Source organism: Ruegeria sp. BHSA162, assembly GCF_059613385.1.
In genome coordinates, this window is sequence record NZ_JBXWSK010000032.1 from 1 (window position 1) to 16,893 (window position 16,893).

General features: G+C 64.3%; 18 protein-coding genes. 10 read left to right on the forward strand and 8 right to left on the reverse strand.

Going from position 1 to position 16,893, the window contains the following annotated elements:
* A partial coding sequence (locus AC2FM5_RS10990; protein WP_496735547.1) for a methyltransferase domain-containing protein occupies positions 1-565 on the reverse strand: 565 nt, incomplete at its 3' end.
* 40 nt (positions 566-605) lie between these two features.
* Here AC2FM5_RS10990 and AC2FM5_RS10995 point away from each other — a divergent pair.
* The 4 genes from AC2FM5_RS10995 to AC2FM5_RS11010 are packed head-to-tail and all read left to right on the forward strand — an operon-like array spanning position 606 to position 2,890.
* A complete protein-coding gene (locus tag AC2FM5_RS10995; RefSeq protein WP_496735586.1) occupies positions 606-1,310 on the forward strand; it encodes a double zinc ribbon domain-containing protein in 705 nt (234 codons plus the stop codon).
* 37 nt (positions 1,311-1,347) lie between these two features.
* Positions 1,348-1,605 carry a glutaredoxin 3 gene (grxC, locus tag AC2FM5_RS11000; RefSeq protein WP_170342430.1) on the forward strand — a complete coding sequence of 86 codons (258 nt, stop codon included), beginning with the start codon at positions 1,348-1,350 and terminating at the stop codon, positions 1,603-1,605.
* A complete protein-coding gene (locus AC2FM5_RS11005) occupies positions 1,605-2,435 on the forward strand; it encodes a carbon-nitrogen hydrolase family protein (protein WP_170445295.1) in 831 nt (276 codons plus the stop codon). Before grxC ends, AC2FM5_RS11005 begins: the two co-directional genes overlap by 1 nt.
* Positions 2,436-2,449: 14 nt before the next feature.
* Entirely contained in the window at positions 2,450-2,890 is a 441-nt protein-coding gene (locus tag AC2FM5_RS11010; RefSeq protein ID WP_170343133.1) for a MarR family winged helix-turn-helix transcriptional regulator, read from the forward strand.
* Positions 2,891-2,893: 3 nt separating this feature from the next.
* On the opposite strand, the gene ubiG is transcribed toward AC2FM5_RS11010, so the two are convergent.
* Positions 2,894-3,640 (reverse strand): bifunctional 2-polyprenyl-6-hydroxyphenol methylase/3-demethylubiquinol 3-O-methyltransferase UbiG, encoded by a 747-nt coding sequence (gene ubiG / locus AC2FM5_RS11015; protein ID WP_496735550.1) that lies wholly within the window; start codon positions 3,638-3,640, stop codon positions 2,894-2,896.
* Between the two features lie 48 nt (positions 3,641-3,688).
* Between ubiG and pip the strand changes: the two genes are divergently transcribed.
* The 6 genes from pip to infB all read left to right on the forward strand — a co-directional run bounded on the left by pip (position 3,689) and on the right by infB (position 11,074).
* A complete protein-coding gene (pip, locus tag AC2FM5_RS11020; protein ID WP_496735552.1) occupies positions 3,689-4,666 on the forward strand; it encodes a prolyl aminopeptidase in 978 nt (325 codons plus the stop codon).
* Positions 4,663-5,484, forward strand: coding sequence for an ABC transporter substrate-binding protein (locus tag AC2FM5_RS11025; protein ID WP_496735554.1), 822 nt, complete (start codon positions 4,663-4,665; stop codon positions 5,482-5,484). The genes pip and AC2FM5_RS11025 overlap by 4 nt, the downstream gene beginning before the upstream one ends.
* Before the next feature lie 182 nt (positions 5,485-5,666).
* A complete protein-coding gene (rimP, locus tag AC2FM5_RS11030) occupies positions 5,667-6,257 on the forward strand; it encodes a ribosome maturation factor RimP (protein WP_149775996.1) in 591 nt (196 codons plus the stop codon).
* Positions 6,257-7,939 carry a transcription termination factor NusA gene (nusA, locus tag AC2FM5_RS11035; RefSeq protein WP_496735556.1) on the forward strand — a complete coding sequence of 561 codons (1,683 nt, stop codon included), beginning with the start codon at positions 6,257-6,259 and terminating at the stop codon, positions 7,937-7,939. Before rimP ends, nusA begins: the two co-directional genes overlap by 1 nt.
* A gap of 22 nt (positions 7,940-7,961) precedes the next feature.
* Positions 7,962-8,585, forward strand: a complete 624-nt coding sequence (locus AC2FM5_RS11040) for an RNA-binding protein (RefSeq protein WP_093963623.1) — start codon at positions 7,962-7,964, stop codon at positions 8,583-8,585.
* A gap of 8 nt (positions 8,586-8,593) precedes the next feature.
* On the forward strand, positions 8,594-11,074 hold the full coding sequence (gene infB / locus AC2FM5_RS11045) for a translation initiation factor IF-2 (protein ID WP_170359920.1): 2,481 nt from the start codon (positions 8,594-8,596) through the stop codon (positions 11,072-11,074).
* 51 nt (positions 11,075-11,125) lie between these two features.
* Here the strand turns inward: infB and AC2FM5_RS11050 are convergent, their stop codons facing one another.
* The 6 genes from AC2FM5_RS11050 to AC2FM5_RS11075 form a co-directional block, all read right to left on the reverse strand.
* Positions 11,126-11,953, reverse strand: coding sequence for an alpha/beta hydrolase (locus AC2FM5_RS11050; RefSeq protein WP_496735559.1), 828 nt, complete (start codon positions 11,951-11,953; stop codon positions 11,126-11,128).
* Between the two features lie 3 nt (positions 11,954-11,956).
* Entirely contained in the window at positions 11,957-12,844 is an 888-nt protein-coding gene (locus AC2FM5_RS11055) for a tryptophan 2,3-dioxygenase (protein ID WP_170582998.1), read from the reverse strand.
* A gap of 64 nt (positions 12,845-12,908) precedes the next feature.
* Positions 12,909-13,937 carry an L-threonine 3-dehydrogenase gene (tdh, locus tag AC2FM5_RS11060; RefSeq protein WP_170343222.1) on the reverse strand — a complete coding sequence of 343 codons (1,029 nt, stop codon included), beginning with the start codon at positions 13,935-13,937 and terminating at the stop codon, positions 12,909-12,911.
* Between the two features lie 20 nt (positions 13,938-13,957).
* Positions 13,958-14,908 (reverse strand): PLP-dependent cysteine synthase family protein, encoded by a 951-nt coding sequence (locus AC2FM5_RS11065; protein WP_496735561.1) that lies wholly within the window; start codon positions 14,906-14,908, stop codon positions 13,958-13,960.
* On the reverse strand, positions 14,908-16,092 hold the full coding sequence (locus tag AC2FM5_RS11070) for a glycine C-acetyltransferase (protein WP_496735563.1): 1,185 nt from the start codon (positions 16,090-16,092) through the stop codon (positions 14,908-14,910). Before AC2FM5_RS11070 ends, AC2FM5_RS11065 begins: the two co-directional genes overlap by 1 nt.
* 117 nt (positions 16,093-16,209) lie before the next feature.
* Positions 16,210-16,776: a helix-turn-helix domain-containing protein gene (locus tag AC2FM5_RS11075; protein WP_496735565.1), complete on the reverse strand. Its 567-nt coding sequence runs from the start codon at positions 16,774-16,776 to the stop codon at positions 16,210-16,212.
* Positions 16,777-16,893: the final 117 nt, after the last annotated feature.

Sequence of the window (16,893 nt, forward strand, 5' to 3'; positions counted from 1 at the left end):
TCAGGTGCCACAGGTCGCGATACGTCGCCGTCAGGGGCACTTTGTCCGCAACAGGCAATGCAAAACCCGCACGCTGCAGCAGCGCGCCAAGATCTCGCAACTCGGCCATCGGCGCGACACGGGGGCTGAGACCGCCGGTCACCTCGACCTCGGCCTGACCCAGCGCGGCCCGCAATTCGTATAGCGTTTCACCGCCCAGACACACCACCAACAACAACCCGTCGGGCTGCAGCGCGCGGGCACATTGGATCAGCTGTCCCACCGGATCGTTGGCCCAATGCAGGGCCATCGCATGGACCACCAGATCATGCGCAGCGGGCTTGAGGTCCAGCACGTCGGCATCGGCCACGACCCGGGCGCCCGGCAGGACCGGCGCCCAAATCTCGGGGTAGGGGGCTACGATCGCTGGCGCAGTAAAGGATTTGTTAACCATGGAAAGGCGATCCTGCACCTCGTCCATGGCGGCGTGGTGCAGAAAAAGGGCTTCGTCGCTGATCCGCGCGCGGTGTGCCGCAAGCGCTTTGCGATCGAACAGCGAGGGTGCATTGGGTGCTGGCAAATCCATAAGCCGCAATTATCGCATATGGCAGCGGATTCAAACCGCGATCGAGGTCGTGTATCCGCCACGCTGCATCGGCTGCGGCGAGATGGCGGCCTCGGATTTCGGCCTGTGCGGGCCGTGCTGGCGCGAGACCCCGTTCATCGGCGGGACGGTCTGCCACAGTTGCGGTGCGCCGGTGCCTGGCAGCGATGATGGTCACCGAATCGACTGCGACGATTGTTTGCGCCGCCCACAACCGTGGGCCGAGGCGCGCGCGGCATTGCTGTATCAGGGACGGGCGCGGTCACTGGTTCTGGCCCTGAAGCACGGGGATCGTTCCGAACTGGCAAAACCTGCGGCGCGTTGGATGGCGCAGGCCGGTCGCACCCTGTTTCGACCGGATACGGTGATCGCCCCGGTGCCGCTGCATTGGTCGCGGCTGCTGAAGCGCCGATACAACCAGTCCGCTCTTTTGTCGCTCCAACTGGGAAAGGAGGCGGGCCTGCCGGTCTGTCCGGATCTGTTGATACGCAAGCGGCGTACCCCACCGCTGGAAGGCAAAACGGCGGCCGAGCGTGCGGATACGCTGCGCGATGCGATCACCGTGCATCCGCACCGGGCGGACCGCCTGACGGGGCGCCACGTGCTGCTGGTCGATGACGTGATGACATCGGGTGCAACCCTGGCGGCCTGCGCCCGCGCCTGCCGGGCGGCCGGGGCGGATGATATTTCCGTGTTGGTACTGGCGCGCGTTGCCAAGGATGCCTAATTCCCCCTAGATTGCGCGAAATCCAAGGGAACGGACCATGAAACCGGTTGTCATATATACCTCGCCGCTGTGCGGCTTTTGCCACGCGGCCAAACGGCTGCTGAATCAGAAAGGCGTCGCCTTCGAGGAAATCGACGTTTTGATGAACCCCAAACGCAAACCCGAGATGATCCAGCGGGCGGGCGGACGGCGCACGGTGCCTCAGATCTTCATTGGTGACACACATGTCGGTGGCTGCGACGACCTGTACGAACTCGAACAGGCCGGCAAACTGGACCCGCTATTGGCCGCCTGATGAGAACCGCGCTGCTGCAGATCACCTCGTCGGACGACCCGACCGCGAACCTGGACATGGTGCGCGCCATGATGGACGAGGCCGCGGGCAAGGGCGCGGGGTTCATCCTGACGCCCGAGGTCACCAACTGCGTCTCGACCAGCGGAACGCGCCAACGCGAGGTGCTGCAGCACGAGGAAGACGACATCACACTGGCGGGCCTGCGCGAACAGGCGGCGGAATTGGGCGTGTGGCTGCTGATCGGATCGCTGGGGCTGAAGACTCATGACGCCGACGGGCGGTTCGCCAACCGGTCCTTCATGATCGACCCGCAGGGCGGGATCGTGGCGCGCTATGACAAGATCCACATGTTCGACGTGCAGGTCACCGAGACCGAGACTTTTCGCGAATCGGCCAGCTATCGGCCCGGGTCGCGGGCGGTGATTGCCGAGACCGCCTTCGGCAAGGTCGGCATGACCATCTGCTATGACATCCGGTTCCCGCATCTGCACGCCGCGCTGGCACAGGGCGGGGCCACGATCCTGACGGTTCCGGCTGCGTTCTCTCCGGTGACCGGCGCGGCCCATTGGGAGCCGCTTCTGCGCGCCCGCGCCATCGAGACCGGCTGTTGGGTCATTGCCCCCGCGCAGACCGGGGAACACCCCAAGACCCGCGGCAAGACGCGCCATACCCACGGGCACAGCATGGTCGTGTCGCCCTGGGGCGAGGTGCTGATCGACGCAGGCACTCAGACCGGCATTCACTTTTTTGATCTGGATGATAGGTCTGTTACAGAGGCACGGCGGCGCGTGCCGTCCTTGACACATGTTCGCCCGTTCGACGGGCCCTGATCCAGAACCGGGTAATGACTGACGAAACCAACGCCCTTGCGGTCGCGCTGTTCAGCGAGATCCTGACCGCGGACCAATTACTGCGGAATCGGCTGAGCCGGGTTCTGCCCAAGGGCATGGAAATCTCGCATTTCTCGGTGCTGAACCACTTGGTGTTCGTGGGGGGCGAGCGGACGCCCGCCCAGCTGGCCAGCACATTCCACGTGACGCGTGGGGCGATGACCAACACCTTGGCCAAGCTGGAATGGGCCGGATACATCCACATCCGCCCCGATTGGGACGATGCCCGCCGCAAGATGGTGGCGATCAGCCCGGCCGGCCGCCGGGCGCGGGATCAGGCGATCTCGGCCATCGCGCCTCTGATCAACCGTGTCGTGGGCGAGCTGGGCCTTGAGCGTGTGCGCACGACCCTGCCGGTTCTGCGCGACCTGCGCATGAAGCTGGAAGAGGAATAGGCCTCAGCCCGGCTTCACGCTGGCGGTGACGTAGTTCACGCTCAGGTCCCGGTCCGAGATCGACCAGCTCCAGGTGATCGGGTTGAACACGAATCCCTTGCGGTCCACCGGGTCCAGACCAGCCTGGCGCAGCAGGTCGAACAGCTCGTCCGGGGTGATGAACTTGGACCATTCATGCGTGCCGCGCGGCAGCCAGCGCATGACGACCTCGGCCCCGAAAATCGCCATCGCATAGGATTTCGGGTTGCGGTTGATGGTCGAACAGATTTCCAGCCCGCCGGGTTTCAGCAGCTGTTGCGTGGCGGTCAGATAGGCCAGCGGGTCGGCCACATGCTCGACCACCTCCATGTTCAGGACCACGTCGAACTGCTCGCCCGCGTCGGCCATCGCCTCGGCGGTGGTGTGGCGATAGTCGATCTGCAGGCCGGATTGCTCGGCATGGATGCGGGCCACGGGCAGGTTGCGCTCGGCCGCGTCGGCGCCCACGACCTCGGCGCCCAGCCGCGCCATCGGCTCGCTCAGCAGCCCGCCGCCGCAGCCGATATCCAGCAGGCGCAGGCCCTCGAACGGTTTCGCACCCGTCAGATCCCGGTCAAATTCGCCCGCGATCTGCTGTGTGATATAGTCCAGACGGCACGGATTGAGCATGTGCAGAGGTTTGAATTTCCCGTGCGGGTCCCACCATTCGGCGGCCATGGCCTCGAATTTTGCGATCTCGGACGGGTCAACCGTGTTCGGATGCGCTTGCATTCCTGTCTCCGTGTGCTCTTTTACGCTGTAGGACTATATAGGGCCATAATGGACAAGTACCCGGACCAAAAGCGCGCAGTGCAATATCTTTACCCGCCGGTCGATCCGTTCGACCAGCGCGTGGTGGATATGGGCGACGGGCACCGCATCTATGTGGAACAATGCGGCAATCCCGACGGGATTGCGGTGGTGGTTCTGCATGGCGGCCCCGGTGGCGGCTGCAGCCCGGCCATGCGGCGCTATTTCGACCCCGAGGTCTACCGGGTGATTCTGTTCGACCAGCGCGGCTGCGGCCGGTCGCGGCCCACGGCCTCGGTCGAGAACAACACGACGTGGCACCTGGTGGCCGATATCGAGCGCCTGCGGAAACTGTTCGAGATCGACGACTGGATCGTATTCGGCGGCAGCTGGGGCGCCACGCTGGCGCTGATCTATGCCCAAACCCATCCCGACCGGGTGACCCGCCTGGTTCTACGCGGCGTGTTTCTGGCAACGCAGGCGGAGCTTGACTGGTTCTATGGCGGCGGGGCCGGCAAGTTCTGGCCTGAGCAATGGGCACGCTTCACCTCGCTGCTGCGCGACTCGGAACTGTCCGACACCATCGGCGCCTACAACAAGCGGCTGTTTTCGGGCGATCGCGCGACTGAGATCCTGTACGCCCGCGCCTGGTCGCACTGGGAAAACGCGCTGGCCTCGATCCACACGAACGGGGCCGTCGGTGAAAGCCCCGGCGAATATGCGCGCACCTTCGCGCGGCTCGAGAATCACTATTTCATCAACAAGGCGTTTCTGGAATATGACGGCCAGATTCTGGACCGGATGGACCGGATCGCACATATCCCCGGCCATATCGTGCAAGGCCGTTACGACATGATCTGCCCCCCGCAGGCGGCCTGGAGCCTGGCCGAGAAATGGCCCGAGGCCGAGCTGATGATGGTGCGGCAGGCCGGTCACGCCCTGTCGGAGCCTGGGATCAGCGCCGAACTGGTGCGCATCATGGACCGAACCGCGCAGGAGGTTGCATGACCCGCATCGACCGCCGTGCTCTGTTCACCTCGGGTGCCGCCGCAGCCCTACTGGCCGCGACGGGGGCCTCGCTGGCGGATACGCCGAAATCGGGCGGCGTGCTGCGCATCGCCGTGCCGCGCGATGACAGCCTGGACCGGCTGGCCCGGGGTGCGGTGTTCGACACCCTGACCGAGATCGCGCCGGACGGCACTCTGCGCGGCGAGCTGGCGACCGCATGGCAGACCGATTCCGAGGCCCGGGTCTGGACCTTCGACCTGCGTGCGGATGCAGTGTTTCACGACGGTGCGGCGCTGACGGCCGGGGATGTTCTGGCGGTCATGTCCGAGGTCGGGCGCGCCGAAGCCCTGGCGCCGGACCGCATACGGATCGAACTGGCCGAGGCCAACCCCGGCCTGCCTTTCCTGCTGGCCGATACCCGGTTCGTCATTACCCGCGACGGGCAGAGCGTTTCGCCGCTGCAGCAGGCGAACGGCACCGGGAGTTACCGGGTCGAACGGGCCGAAGACGGGCGCCATTTCCGCGGCCGCCGGGTCGCGGGCCACTACAAGGATGGCCGTGCCGGCTGGCTGGAGGCGGTCGATATCATCGTGATCCCCGACCCGGCCGTGCGCGCCGAGGCACTCCGCGATCGATACGTGGACGTGTCGGTGCTGCCGGCGGCGCAAGGGCTGCGCGGTCTGGGTGGCGTGCGGTTCTTCCCCAACGAATCAGAGATGTCGCTGGCAATCTCCGGCACCGTGGGTCTGCCACGCCGGATCGGGCAGGGCGCGCCGTTGGACGATGGGCGCATCGCGGAACGCTGGTGGATGGCCTGAGACCGACCTGAAAACTGACGCGGATTGTCCGTTGGTTGACGGCAGGGGTTGCAGACTCGGGGCGTCCTGCGTATATGCAGTTGCAACAGCGGCGTGTCGGACTTCTGGTCCGAGGCTCCACCGGAAAATTCGACGGGCCGCGCGCCCGTTTTTTTGTGCCCGATCGAAGGGTAGAGCACCATATGACAAACGACCTGATAGCCAAGGCGGCGATCGACCGACGATTGGCCGAGATCATCACTCCGGTGATCGAGGATCTGGGGTATGAGTTGGTCCGCATCCGCCTGATGAGCGGCAAGCAGACCACGCTGCAGATCATGGCCGACAAGCCCGATGGTGGCATCGAGGTGGATGATTGCGCCGAGATCTCGAACGCGGTCAGCGCCACGCTGGATGTCGAGGACCCGATCCTTGACGCCTACACGCTCGAGGTGTCCAGCCCCGGCATCGACCGCCCGCTGACGCGGCTTAAGGATTTCGAGACGTTCGAGGGCTACGAGGCCAAGCTGGAAACCACCGAACTGATCGACGGTCGCCGCCGCTTCAAGGGGGAACTGGCCGGCGTCGAGGGGGACGAGGTTCTGATCAACATCCCCAACGGCGAAGAGACCGTCACCATCGGTCTTCAATTCGACTGGCTGAGCGATGCCAAGCTGGTTCTGACCGATGACCTGATCAAGGAAATGCTGCGCCAGCGCAAGGATGCCGGCGCCCTGAACGAAAACGCTTTCGACGAGATTGAGACCGAAGGGTCCGAAGAGGAGACGAACTGATGGCAATCACCTCAGCAAACCAGCTTGAGCTGTTGCAGACCGCCGAGGCCGTGGCCCGCGAAAAGATGATCGACCCCGGTCTGGTCGTCGAAGCGATGGAGGAATCGCTCGCCCGCGCCGCCAAGAGCCGATACGGTGCCGAGATGGACATCCGCGTGTCGATCGACCGCAAGACCGGCAAGGCGACTTTTACCCGCGTCCGCACCGTGGTCGATGAGGAAGAGCTTGAGAATTATCAGGCCGAGATGAACGTCGATCAGGCGCGCGCCTATTTCGAGCCCAGCAAGGATGGCCGCGCGGTCTGGCTGCGCGACGGACAGCCGATCGAGGATTTCTCGACCGGTCCGCAGGTGGGCGACGTGTTCCAGGAAGAGGTTCCGCCCGTGGAAATGGGCCGGATCGCCGCGCAGTCGGCCAAACAGGTCATCCTGCAGAAGGTCCGTGAGGCCGAGCGCGACCGCCAGTACGAAGACTTCAAGGATCGTGTCGGCACCATCATCAACGGCGCCGTCAAGCGCGAGGAATTCGGCAACGTGATCGTCGATCTGGGCGGGGCCGAGGCTGTCCTGCGCCGCAACGACAAGATCGGCCGCGAAAGCTATCGCCCCAATGACCGGGTGCGCGCCTACATCAAGGAAGTGCGCCGCGAAACGCGCGGTCACCAGATCTTCCTGTCGCGCACCGCGCCCGAGTTCATGGCCGAGCTGTTCAAGATGGAAGTGCCGGAAATCTATGACGGCATCATCGAGGTCAAGGCCGTGGCCCGTGACCCCGGTTCGCGTGCCAAGATCGCGGTCATCTCGTATGACAACTCGATCGACCCCGTCGGCGCCTGCGTTGGTATGCGCGGCAGCCGCGTGCAGGCCGTCGTGAACGAGCTGCAGGGCGAAAAGATCGACATCATCCCGTGGAACGAAGACCAGCCGACCTTCCTGGTGAATGCGCTGCAACCCGCCGAGGTTTCCAAGGTGGTTCTGGACGAGGAAGCAGGCAAGATCGAAGTCGTCGTGCCCGAGGAACAGCTGTCTCTGGCGATCGGTCGCCGTGGTCAGAACGTGCGTCTGGCCAGCCAGCTGACCGGTCTGGACATCGACATCATGACCGAGGCCGAAGAATCGGCGCGCCGTCAGAAGGAGTTCGAAGCCCGCACGCAGCTGTTCATGGACAGCTTGGACCTGGACGAATTCTTTGCCCAGCTGCTGGTCTCGGAAGGCTTCACCAACCTGGAAGAAGTGGCCTATGTCGAGCTGGACGAACTGCTGGTGATCGATGGCGTCGACGAAGGCACTGCAAACGAGCTGCAGGCCCGTGCGCGCGAATTCCTTGAGGCACAGGCCAAGGCGGCGCTGGACAGCGCCCGCAGCCTGGGTGCCGAGGACAGCCTTATTGAATTTGAGGGCCTGACACCCCAAATGGTTGAGGCGCTTGCCAAGGACGGCGTCAAGACGCTGGAAGACTTTGCAACCTGCGCTGACTGGGAACTGGCCGGAGGCTGGACCACGGTTGATGGCCAGCGGGTCAAGGATGACGGTATTCTCGAACCCTTTGGCGTGACGCTGGAAGAGGCACAGGATCTGGTGATGACCGCCCGGGTCATGTTGGGCTGGGTTGACCCCGCCGGTCTGGAGCAGCCCGAGGCAGACGTCGAGGACGAAGCAGCAGACGAGGAGGCCGAGGCCTGATTCTAGGCCTCGGGTGGCACACATGGGTCGCGGTGGCGTCCAAAAGGAACGGTCCGAAGGGCCAGAGCGGAAATGCATCGCCACGGGCGAGGTGCAGCCTCGGTACGGGCTGATCCGCTTTGTAACCGGCCCGGATGGGCAGGTTTTCCCGGATGTCGCGTCCAAGTTGCCGGGTCGGGGCGTTTATGTCTCGGCGGATCGCAAGGCGCTGGACACAGCCGTCGGCAAGAAGCTGTTTGCACGCGGGTTCAAGGCGCAGGTGACTGTACCGCAGGACCTTGTGGACGAGGTGGAGCGTCAATTGTCGCGCCGCGTGATCGAATTGATCAGCCTGGCGCGAAAGTCCGGCGATGCGGTCGCCGGGTATGAAAAGGTCAAGTCCTGGCTTGATCGCGAAGAGGCCTGGGTTCTGATTCAGGCGGTCGATGGTTCCGGGCGCGGCAAGTCCAAGCTGAGCACGCCGCATTTCGGGAAATACATTGGCTGGCTGACCGCAGACGAGCTTGGGGCGGCATTTGGGCGCCAAACGGTGATTCATGCGGCGCTCGCCTCTGGCGGACTCGCCAAACGTGTTGTAGAGGAAGCGCAGCGCCTGCGTGGCTTGCGCGATATGGATGACGGCGGCAAGGGCCGCGCGGAAGGGTAAGAAGCTTTATGAGCGATAGTGACGGCAAAAAGACATTGGGTCTTCGTGGTGGGGCACGCCCCGGGAATGTGAAACAGAGTTTCAGCCACGGACGCACCAAGAATGTCGTGGTGGAAACCAAACGCAAGCGCGTGGTGGTTCCCAAGCCGGGAGCGTCCAAGCCCAGCGGTGGCGCTGCGCCGTCGGGTGATCCTTCGCGCCGGCCGGCCGGGATTTCCGATGCCGAGATGAATCGGCGCCTGAAGGCGTTGCAGGCGGCCAAGGCCCGTGAGGTCGAGGAAGCCGAACGCCGCGAGGCCGAGGAAAAGGCGCGCGCCGAAGAGCGTGAACGCCGCCGCGCCGAACAGGAGGCCAAAGAGCGCGAACAGCGCGAGGCCGAGGAAAAAGCCCGGCAGAAAGCCGAGGAAGAAGAGCGCAAGCAGAAAGAGGCCGAAGAAGCCGCTCAGCGCGCCGCAGCAGAAGCCGCGGCCGCGAAAGAGGCGCCCAAGGCCAAGGCCCCCGCAGCCAGCAAGCCTGCGCCAGCGGAAACACCGCGCAAGGCGGACCGCGAACAGCGTCAGACGCGCGGCAAGGGCCGTGATGATGGCCGCCGTTCGGGCAAGCTGACCCTGAATCAGGCGCTGTCGGGCGGTGAAGGTGGTCGGCAGCGTTCGATGGCATCGATGAAGCGCAAGCAGGAGCGTGCGCGGCAGAAAGCCATGGGCGGCTCGGTCGAACGGGAAAAGGTGATCCGCGAGGTTCAACTGCCCGAGGCGATCGTCGTATCGGAACTGGCCAACCGTATGGCCGAACGCGTCGCCGATGTCGTCAAGTCGCTGATGAACATGGGTATGATGGTCACGCAGAACCAGACCATCGACGCCGACACTGCCGAACTGATCATCGAAGAATTCGGCCACAAGGTCGTGCGGGTTTCGGATGCGGATGTCGAGGATGTCATCTCGGATGTCGAGGACAAGGATGAAGACCTGCAGCCCCGTCCGCCGGTCATTACCATCATGGGTCACGTCGACCACGGCAAAACCTCGCTGTTGGACGCGATCCGCGACGCCAAAGTCGTTGCGGGCGAGGCCGGTGGCATTACCCAGCATATCGGCGCCTATCAGGTGCAGACCAACGACGGCACAACGTTGACCTTCCTGGATACGCCGGGCCACGCGGCCTTTACCTCGATGCGCTCGCGCGGTGCTCAGGTAACGGACATCGTGGTGCTGGTTGTCGCGGCGGATGACGCTGTAATGCCGCAGACGGTCGAGGCAATCAACCACGCCAAGGCCGCCGGTGTTCCGATGATCGTTGCGATCAACAAGGTCGACAAGCCCGAGGCCAACCCGGACAAGGTGCGCACCGACCTGCTTCAGCATGAGGTGATCGTCGAGAAGATGTCCGGCGAGGTTCAGGATGTCGAAGTGTCGGCCATCACCGGACAGGGTCTGGACGATCTGCTGGAAGCCATCGCGCTGCAGGCCGAGATTCTGGAGCTGAAGGCCAACCCGAACCGTGCCGCGCAAGGTGCCGTGATCGAGGCGCAGCTGGACGTGGGCCGTGGCCCGGTCGCGACCGTTCTGGTCCAGAAAGGTACGCTGCGCCAGGGCGACATCTTCGTCGTGGGTGAGCAGTACGGCAAGGTCCGCGCGCTGATCAACGACAAGGGCGAGCGCGTCCAGGAAGCCGGGCCTTCGGTTCCGGTCGAGGTGCTGGGTCTCAACGGTACGCCCGAGGCCGGTGACGTTCTGAACGTGACCGAGACCGAGGCGCAGGCCCGCGAGATCGCCGAGTACCGCGCGCAGGTTGCCAAGGACAAGCGCGCCGCCGCCGGTGCCGCGACCACGCTGGAACAGCTGATGCAGAAGGCCAAAGAAGACGAGAACGTGGCCGAGCTGCCCATTCTGGTCAAAGCTGACGTGCAGGGTTCGGCCGAGGCCATCGTGCAGGCGATGGAGAAGATCGGCAACGACGAGGTGCGCGTGCGCGTGCTGCACTCGGGCGTCGGCGCCATCACCGAAACCGATATCGGCCTGGCCGAAGCGTCGGGGGCTCCGGTCTTTGGCTTCAACGTGCGGGCCAACGCATCGGCGCGCAACACCGCCAACCAGAAGGGCGTCGAGATCCGCTACTACTCGGTAATCTACGATCTGGTGGATGACGTCAAAGCCGCCGCCTCAGGCTTGCTGAGCGCCGAGATCCGCGAGAAGTTCATCGGCTATGCCGAGATCAAGGAAGTGTTCAAGGTCACCGGCGTCGGCAAGGTTGCCGGCTGTCTGGTCACCGAGGGCGTTGCCCGCCGTTCGGCCGGCGTGCGCCTGCTGCGCGACAACGTGGTGATCCACGAAGGCACGCTGAAGACGCTGAAACGCTTCAAGGACGAAGTGGCCGAGGTTCAGTCGGGTCAGGAATGCGGTATGGCGTTCGAGAACTACGACGATATCCGCCCCGGCGACGTGATCGAGATCTTCGAGCGCGAGGAAGTCACCCGCACGCTGGATTGATCCGGTCGAAATCGAAAGAAACGGCGGTCCCCAGGGCCGCCGTTTTCGCTTTCAGGGGTGGTCGTTCAGAAACGTCCCGTCCTTGAGGATGATGTCGAAATGGTGCGTGCCCGGCTGCAGGTCAAAGCTGACCGCGTGCCCGGTCTTGCGCAACGCTTCGGCATAATCGCGGCTCTGGCGGATGAACTCGCCGGTGTCCCGCTCGCCCACCGTGACCCGATAGCGCGGCCCGGGCGCGGGCAGGTTCAGGGTGGGGGACAGGTCGTGCAGCTCGACCGGGGTCAGCTGCAGGGGATCGTTGACCGGGGTCAGACTGATCGGTTCCAGGTCGTAGACGCCGCTGATCAGGATGACTTCGCGCACCCGCAGGCCGATCCGGGCGAATTGGTCGGCCGAGGTCGCCATGACCATCGCCGCCAGATGCGCGCCGGCGCTGTGCCCGGACAGGGTGACATGCGAGGCGTCGAACCCCAGCGACTTGGCCCGGGTAGCCAGCCACATCAGCGCGGTCCGGCATTCATCGACCATCTGGCCCAGCCGCGCGTCGGGGGCGAGCGTGTAGTTCACCGTCGCAAAGGCCTGCCCGCCTTGGACCAGCGCGGGCGCCATCATCGCCGCGTCGCGCTGGCTGAGCGCCTGCCAATAGCCGCCGTGGATAAACACATGCAGCGGTGCGCCGGGCGCGCGGGCGGGAAAGAAATCCAGCACCTGTGCGGGAGTGTCGCCATAGCCGAGGGTCTCTTGCACCGTCAGTTGCGCCCGCGCCTGCGCGCTGAGCGCTGAATAGGCCGCCAGATAGGGCGCAAGGTCGCCGCCGATCATCGAACTGGGCGCGTATTCGCGCTCCAGCTCGGCTTGGGTAAATCCGCGATACAGCATGGCTCAGCCCTGTCCGCCGTACATCAGGTCGGTGCGCACGTCATAAAGGTCGTGGAAGAATCGCAGCTCCAGCGCCTTGCGCAGAAAAGCCACGCCGCTGGAGCCGCCAGTGCCTGGCTGCATGCCGATCACACGTTCCACGGCGGTCGCATGGTCGAACCGCCACCGCTGGAACAGCGATTCCACATCCATCAGCTTTTCTCCCAGCGCATACAGGTCCCAGTACCGGCCCGTGTTCCGGTAGATCTCGGCCCAGATCTTCACGATGCGCGGATCGCCGGAATAGGTCTTTGAATAGTCCCGGTCCAGCAGGTCCTGCGGCACGTCGAACCCCTGCCGCGCCAGCATGTGCAATACCTCGTCATACAGCGACGGTTTGACCAGAGCGGCGGTCAGCATCTCCATCACTTCGGGGTCGTGCTCATGCACCTTCAGCGTGGCGGTGTCCTTGTTGCCCAGGATGAACTCGATCTGGCGATAGCCGTAGCTCTGGAAGCCGGATGAATTGCCCAGTGCCTTGCGGAAGGTCATGTAGTCGGCGGGCGTCATGGTTAGCAGGGTTTCCCACGCGGCGATCAACTGCCTCTGGATCGCCTTGATCCGGTCCAGGTTCTTCATCGCGGGGCCGAACTCATCCTGCTGCAGAAACCGGCGCACCTCGACCAGCTGATGGTGCATCAGTTTCAGCCACAGCTCGCTGACCTGGTGGATGATGATGAACAGCATCTCATCGGGTTGGGCCGGGTCCTGAAAGGTTTTCTGCAGGTTGAGCAGGGTCTTGAGCTGCAGGAAGTCGCCATAGCTTTTGCGGTGCGTGTCCGCGAAATCGGTTACCAGCGTGTCTTCGATTCCCCGTTCCAGCGGGCGTTCGCCCTTGGCTTTGTCGGCCATTTTATTTCCTCCCCGGCATGTGTGCGCACCTGTCTAGAAGGTGCGTTTGCAACTATCCAGAGGGTCAGGCCCAGTCCAGCACCACCTTGCCCGATTTTCCCGACTTCATGGCGGCAAAGCCCTGCGCAAAGTCATCGGCGGCAAAGCGATGGGTGATGACCCGGCTGACATCCAGCCCGTTCTGCAGCATCGCGATCATCTTGTACCAGGTCTCGAACATCTCGCGGCCGTAGACGCCCTTGATGGTGATCGCCTTGAACACGATGCGGCTCCAGTCGACGGGTGATTTTCCGGGCGGAATGCCCAGCAGGGCGATCTTGCCGCCCATCACCAGCGCCTCGACCATCTGGTCCAGCGCCGCCTGCGAGCCCGACATTTCCAGCCCCACGTCGAAACCCTGGCTCATGCCCAGGTCGGAAATCACCGATTGCAGCTCTTCCTCGGCCACGTTCACCGCCCGGACCGAAGGCACGACATGCTGCGCCAGCGCCAGCCGGTCGGGGTTGATGTCGGTGATCACCACATGCCGGGCGCCGGCGTGGCGGGCCACCGCGGCGGCCATGATCCCGATCGGGCCGGCGCCGGTGATCAACACGTCCTCGCCCAGCAGGTCGAAGCTCAGTGCGGTGTGCACGGCATTGCCCAGCGGGTCGAGAATCGCGCCGATTTCGTCGGGGATGTCGTCGGGCAGGGGCACCACGTTGAAGGCCGGCAGCTTGAGATATTGGGCAAAAGCGCCCTGTTCGTTCACCCCGATCCCGCGGGTGCCCGGGTCCAGGTGGAACTTGCCCGCGCGGCTTTGGCGGCTGTCGGTGCCGATCAGGTGACCCTCGCCCGAGCAGCGCTGGCCGATCTTCAACCCGGTCACGTTGCGGCCCAGCTCGACGATCTCGCCGGCGAATTCGTGGCCGGTGATCATGGGGACGGGCACCGTGTGGGACGCCCATTCATCCCAGTTCCAGATATGGATGTCGGTGCCGCAGATCCCGGTCTTCTTCACGCGGATCAAAACTTCGTCGGGGCCGATCTCGGGGACCGGGGCCTGAACCATCCACAGTCCTTCTTCGGGCCTGGACTTCTCCAGCGCTTTCATCGTGTTGGGTCGCATCCGGATCACTCCCACAAATCGGTCGACAGGTATTTCAAGCCGCTGTCACACATCACGATGGCGATGCAGCCACCGCGTTCGGGGCCACGCAGCAGGTCGATGGCGGCAGCCAGGTTCGCCCCGGCGGAAAAGCCCGCAAAGATGCCTTCGGTGCGGGCCAACAGGCGGGCGGCGTTGCGCGCTGATGCGCCGGTGACGGACAGATGACCGGCCAATTTCGCTCCGTTCAGATGCGTCAGAACCGACATCGCATAACCACCGCCCTGGATCGGATGATCGGGCGCACGGACGGGTTCACCGGCCAAGGCACGAGCGCCGTCGGGCTCGACCGCATAGCACCGCACCCCAAGGGGTGACAGGTAGTCAGAGACCCCGGCAAGTGTGCCGCCAGAGCCGGCAAAATCACAAAAGGCTGTCACGGCACCTGCTGATTGGGCCCAGATTTCCGGACCCGTCCCGGCGGCATGGGCCTTGGGGTTGCCCGCGTGGCCGAACTGATCGGCGCGGAATGCGTTGCGTTCGGCGGTGATGCGGCGGGCGGCGTCATCCACCAGCGCCAGGTCGGCGCCCGAGACTTCGCCCGGTTTGCCGCCTTCGGCCTGGGGGACGATCAACACCTCGGCGCCCAAGGCGCGCATCATGCGGGCGCGTTCGACTGAGTTCCCTGCGCTCATGACCGCCACGAACGGGTGCCCCAGAATGCCGCAGACAATCGCCAGGCCGGTGCCCATGTTGCCTGAGGTCAGCTCGACCACCGTCTGCCCCGGGATCAGGCTGCCGTCGGCGCGGGCCTGTTCGATGATGGAACGGGCGGCCCGATCCTTTTTCGAAAAGCCCGGCAGCAGATAGTCCAGTTTTGCCAAAATGCGGCCGTCCAGATCCAGTGTTTGGCAAACCCGGGACAGCTCGACCAAGGGCGTATCGCCGATCGCGTCGATGACCGAGTTCAGAACCATCAGATGACCCCCAACGCCTTGCCGACCTTGCCGAAGGCGGCCAGCGCGCGGTCCAGCTCGTCGCGGGTCAGCGCCGCGTTCATCTGGGTGCGGATGCGGGCCTGGCCGCGCGGGACCACCGGGAAGAAGAAGCCCGAGACATAGACGCCTTCGTCGAACAGGCGGGCGGCCAGGTCCTGCGCCAGCTGCGCCTCGCCCAGCATCACGGGGATGATCGGATGTTCACCCGGCAGCAGGTCGAACCCCAGCTTTTCCAGCCCGGCGCGCCAGTATTTGGCATTGCCGAACAGTTGCTTGCGCAGCAGGTCGCCGTCTTCGACCAGGCGGATCGCCTCAAGCCCGGCGGCGACAATGGAAGGCGGCAGCGAATTCGAGAACAGATAGGGCCGCGCCCGCTGCCGCAGCAGGTCGATCACTGGCTGTGGCCCGGCGATGTAACCGCCGATTGCCCCCCCAAGTGCCTTGCCCAATGTCCCGGTCAGAATGTCCACGTCCACGCCGAAATGATCCGGCGTGCCCGCACCGCGCGGTCCCATGAAGCCGGTGGCGTGGCAGTCATCGACCATCACCACCGCGTCGTATTTGTCGGCCAGTTCGCGGATCCTGGGCAGGTTGGCCAGGTAGCCATCCATCGAGAACACACCGTCGGTCGCGATCATGATGTGCCGCGCCCCGTCCGCGCGCGCCTGTTTCAGCCAGGCTTCGAGGTCGTTCATGTCATTGTTCATGTAGCGATAGCGTTTGGCCTTGCACAGCCGCACCCCGTCGATGATCGAGGCATGGTTCAGACTGTCCGAGATGATGGCATCCTCGGGGCCCAGCAGGGGTTCGAACAGCCCGCCATTGGCGTCGAAACAGGCCGCGAACAGAATCGAATCGTCCTTGCCCAGAAACTTGGCCAGCCGCTGCTCCAGCTCGCGGTGGATGTCCTGCGTGCCGCAGATGAACCGGACCGAGGCCATGCCGAACCCCTTGGGCTCCATCGCGTTCTTCGCGGCCTCGATCAGCGCCGGGTGGTCGGCTAGACCCAGGTAATTGTTGGCGCACAGGTTGATGACCTGACGTCCGCCCACCGTGATCTCGCCGCCCTGGGGCGAGGTGATCATTCGTTCCGTCTTGTACAGGCCTTCCGCCTTGATCTGCGAGAGGGTGTCCGAAACGTCGGACAGGAATGCATCAGCCATGGCGATCTCCTTCTTCTGAGTCGCGTATCTAACATAACGGACGCGCGTCCCAAATAGGAGATTTTCAGTATGGCGGAAAAAAATCCGTGAAGGCGGAAATCGGCCGATGTGCGCGGATCAGGCGTTCTTGACGATCAGGAACACGCGGGCAGGTCCGTCCGGCGCCTCGATGGCGTGGGCCACGTCGGCCGCATACCGGGCCGTGTCGCCCTGGCGCAGTTCCATCGTCGCGGCGCCCGAGGTGACGCGGACGGTCCCTTCCAGCACGGTCAGCTGTTCGCGCGCGCCGCGGGCATGGGGCTGGCTGTTTAGCGCGCCATCCGCGTCGAACCGGATATCATAGACCTCGTGCCCGCCGGCCTCCTCGGGCGGCGAGAGGATGCGGATCCTGCAGGATTGGCCCATATTGTCGATGCTGGGCACTTCGGCGCTACGCAGTACCTCGATCTGGTCGGTGGTCTCAGACTCTTCCAGAAGACCGGCGAAATCGACCTGCAGCGCACGGGTCAGGTTCCACAGGGTCGAGATCGTGGGGCTGCTTTCGCCGCGTTCGATCTGGCTGACCATCGACCGGGAGACGCCGCTGAGATTGGCCACCGCTTCCAGTGACAGGCCCTTGGCGCGCCGGGCCTCTTTCAGGCGGGCGGGCAGGCGTGTCAGGATATCGTCTGAATTTTCCGTCATGGCGGAATTTCTTGCGCGTCCGGGCGCGAATTGTCAATTCCGCCGATGACGGAACGTCCCGCGCGACAGGGCCATGCTGCGGGTGCATACTGCGCGTAAATCCAAGAGGAGAGAGAC

Excerpts from the sequence above, each read along its gene's own strand:
- tdh (WP_170343222.1), bottom strand. The coding sequence starts at position 13,937 with ATGAAAGCGCTGGAGAAGTCCAGGCCCGAAGAAGGACTGTGGATGGTT.
- ubiG (WP_496735550.1), bottom strand. The coding sequence starts at position 3,640 with ATGCAAGCGCATCCGAACACGGTTGACCCGTCCGAGATCGCAAAATTC.
- AC2FM5_RS11005 (WP_170445295.1), top strand. The coding sequence starts at position 1,605 with ATGAGAACCGCGCTGCTGCAGATCACCTCGTCGGACGACCCGACCGCG.
- grxC (WP_170342430.1), top strand. The coding sequence starts at position 1,348 with ATGAAACCGGTTGTCATATATACCTCGCCGCTGTGCGGCTTTTGCCAC.
- infB (WP_170359920.1), top strand. The coding sequence starts at position 8,594 with ATGAGCGATAGTGACGGCAAAAAGACATTGGGTCTTCGTGGTGGGGCA.
- pip (WP_496735552.1), top strand. The coding sequence starts at position 3,689 with ATGGACAAGTACCCGGACCAAAAGCGCGCAGTGCAATATCTTTACCCG.
- AC2FM5_RS11070 (WP_496735563.1), bottom strand. The coding sequence starts at position 16,092 with ATGGCTGATGCATTCCTGTCCGACGTTTCGGACACCCTCTCGCAGATC.
- AC2FM5_RS11055 (WP_170582998.1), bottom strand. The coding sequence starts at position 12,844 with ATGGCCGACAAAGCCAAGGGCGAACGCCCGCTGGAACGGGGAATCGAA.
- AC2FM5_RS11040 (WP_093963623.1), top strand. The coding sequence starts at position 7,962 with ATGGGTCGCGGTGGCGTCCAAAAGGAACGGTCCGAAGGGCCAGAGCGG.
- rimP (WP_149775996.1), top strand. The coding sequence starts at position 5,667 with ATGACAAACGACCTGATAGCCAAGGCGGCGATCGACCGACGATTGGCC.
- AC2FM5_RS11065 (WP_496735561.1), bottom strand. The coding sequence starts at position 14,908 with ATGGTTCTGAACTCGGTCATCGACGCGATCGGCGATACGCCCTTGGTC.
- nusA (WP_496735556.1), top strand. The coding sequence starts at position 6,257 with ATGGCAATCACCTCAGCAAACCAGCTTGAGCTGTTGCAGACCGCCGAG.
- AC2FM5_RS11050 (WP_496735559.1), bottom strand. The coding sequence starts at position 11,953 with ATGCTGTATCGCGGATTTACCCAAGCCGAGCTGGAGCGCGAATACGCG.
- AC2FM5_RS11075 (WP_496735565.1), bottom strand. The coding sequence starts at position 16,776 with ATGACGGAAAATTCAGACGATATCCTGACACGCCTGCCCGCCCGCCTG.
- AC2FM5_RS11010 (WP_170343133.1), top strand. The coding sequence starts at position 2,450 with ATGACTGACGAAACCAACGCCCTTGCGGTCGCGCTGTTCAGCGAGATC.
- AC2FM5_RS11025 (WP_496735554.1), top strand. The coding sequence starts at position 4,663 with ATGACCCGCATCGACCGCCGTGCTCTGTTCACCTCGGGTGCCGCCGCA.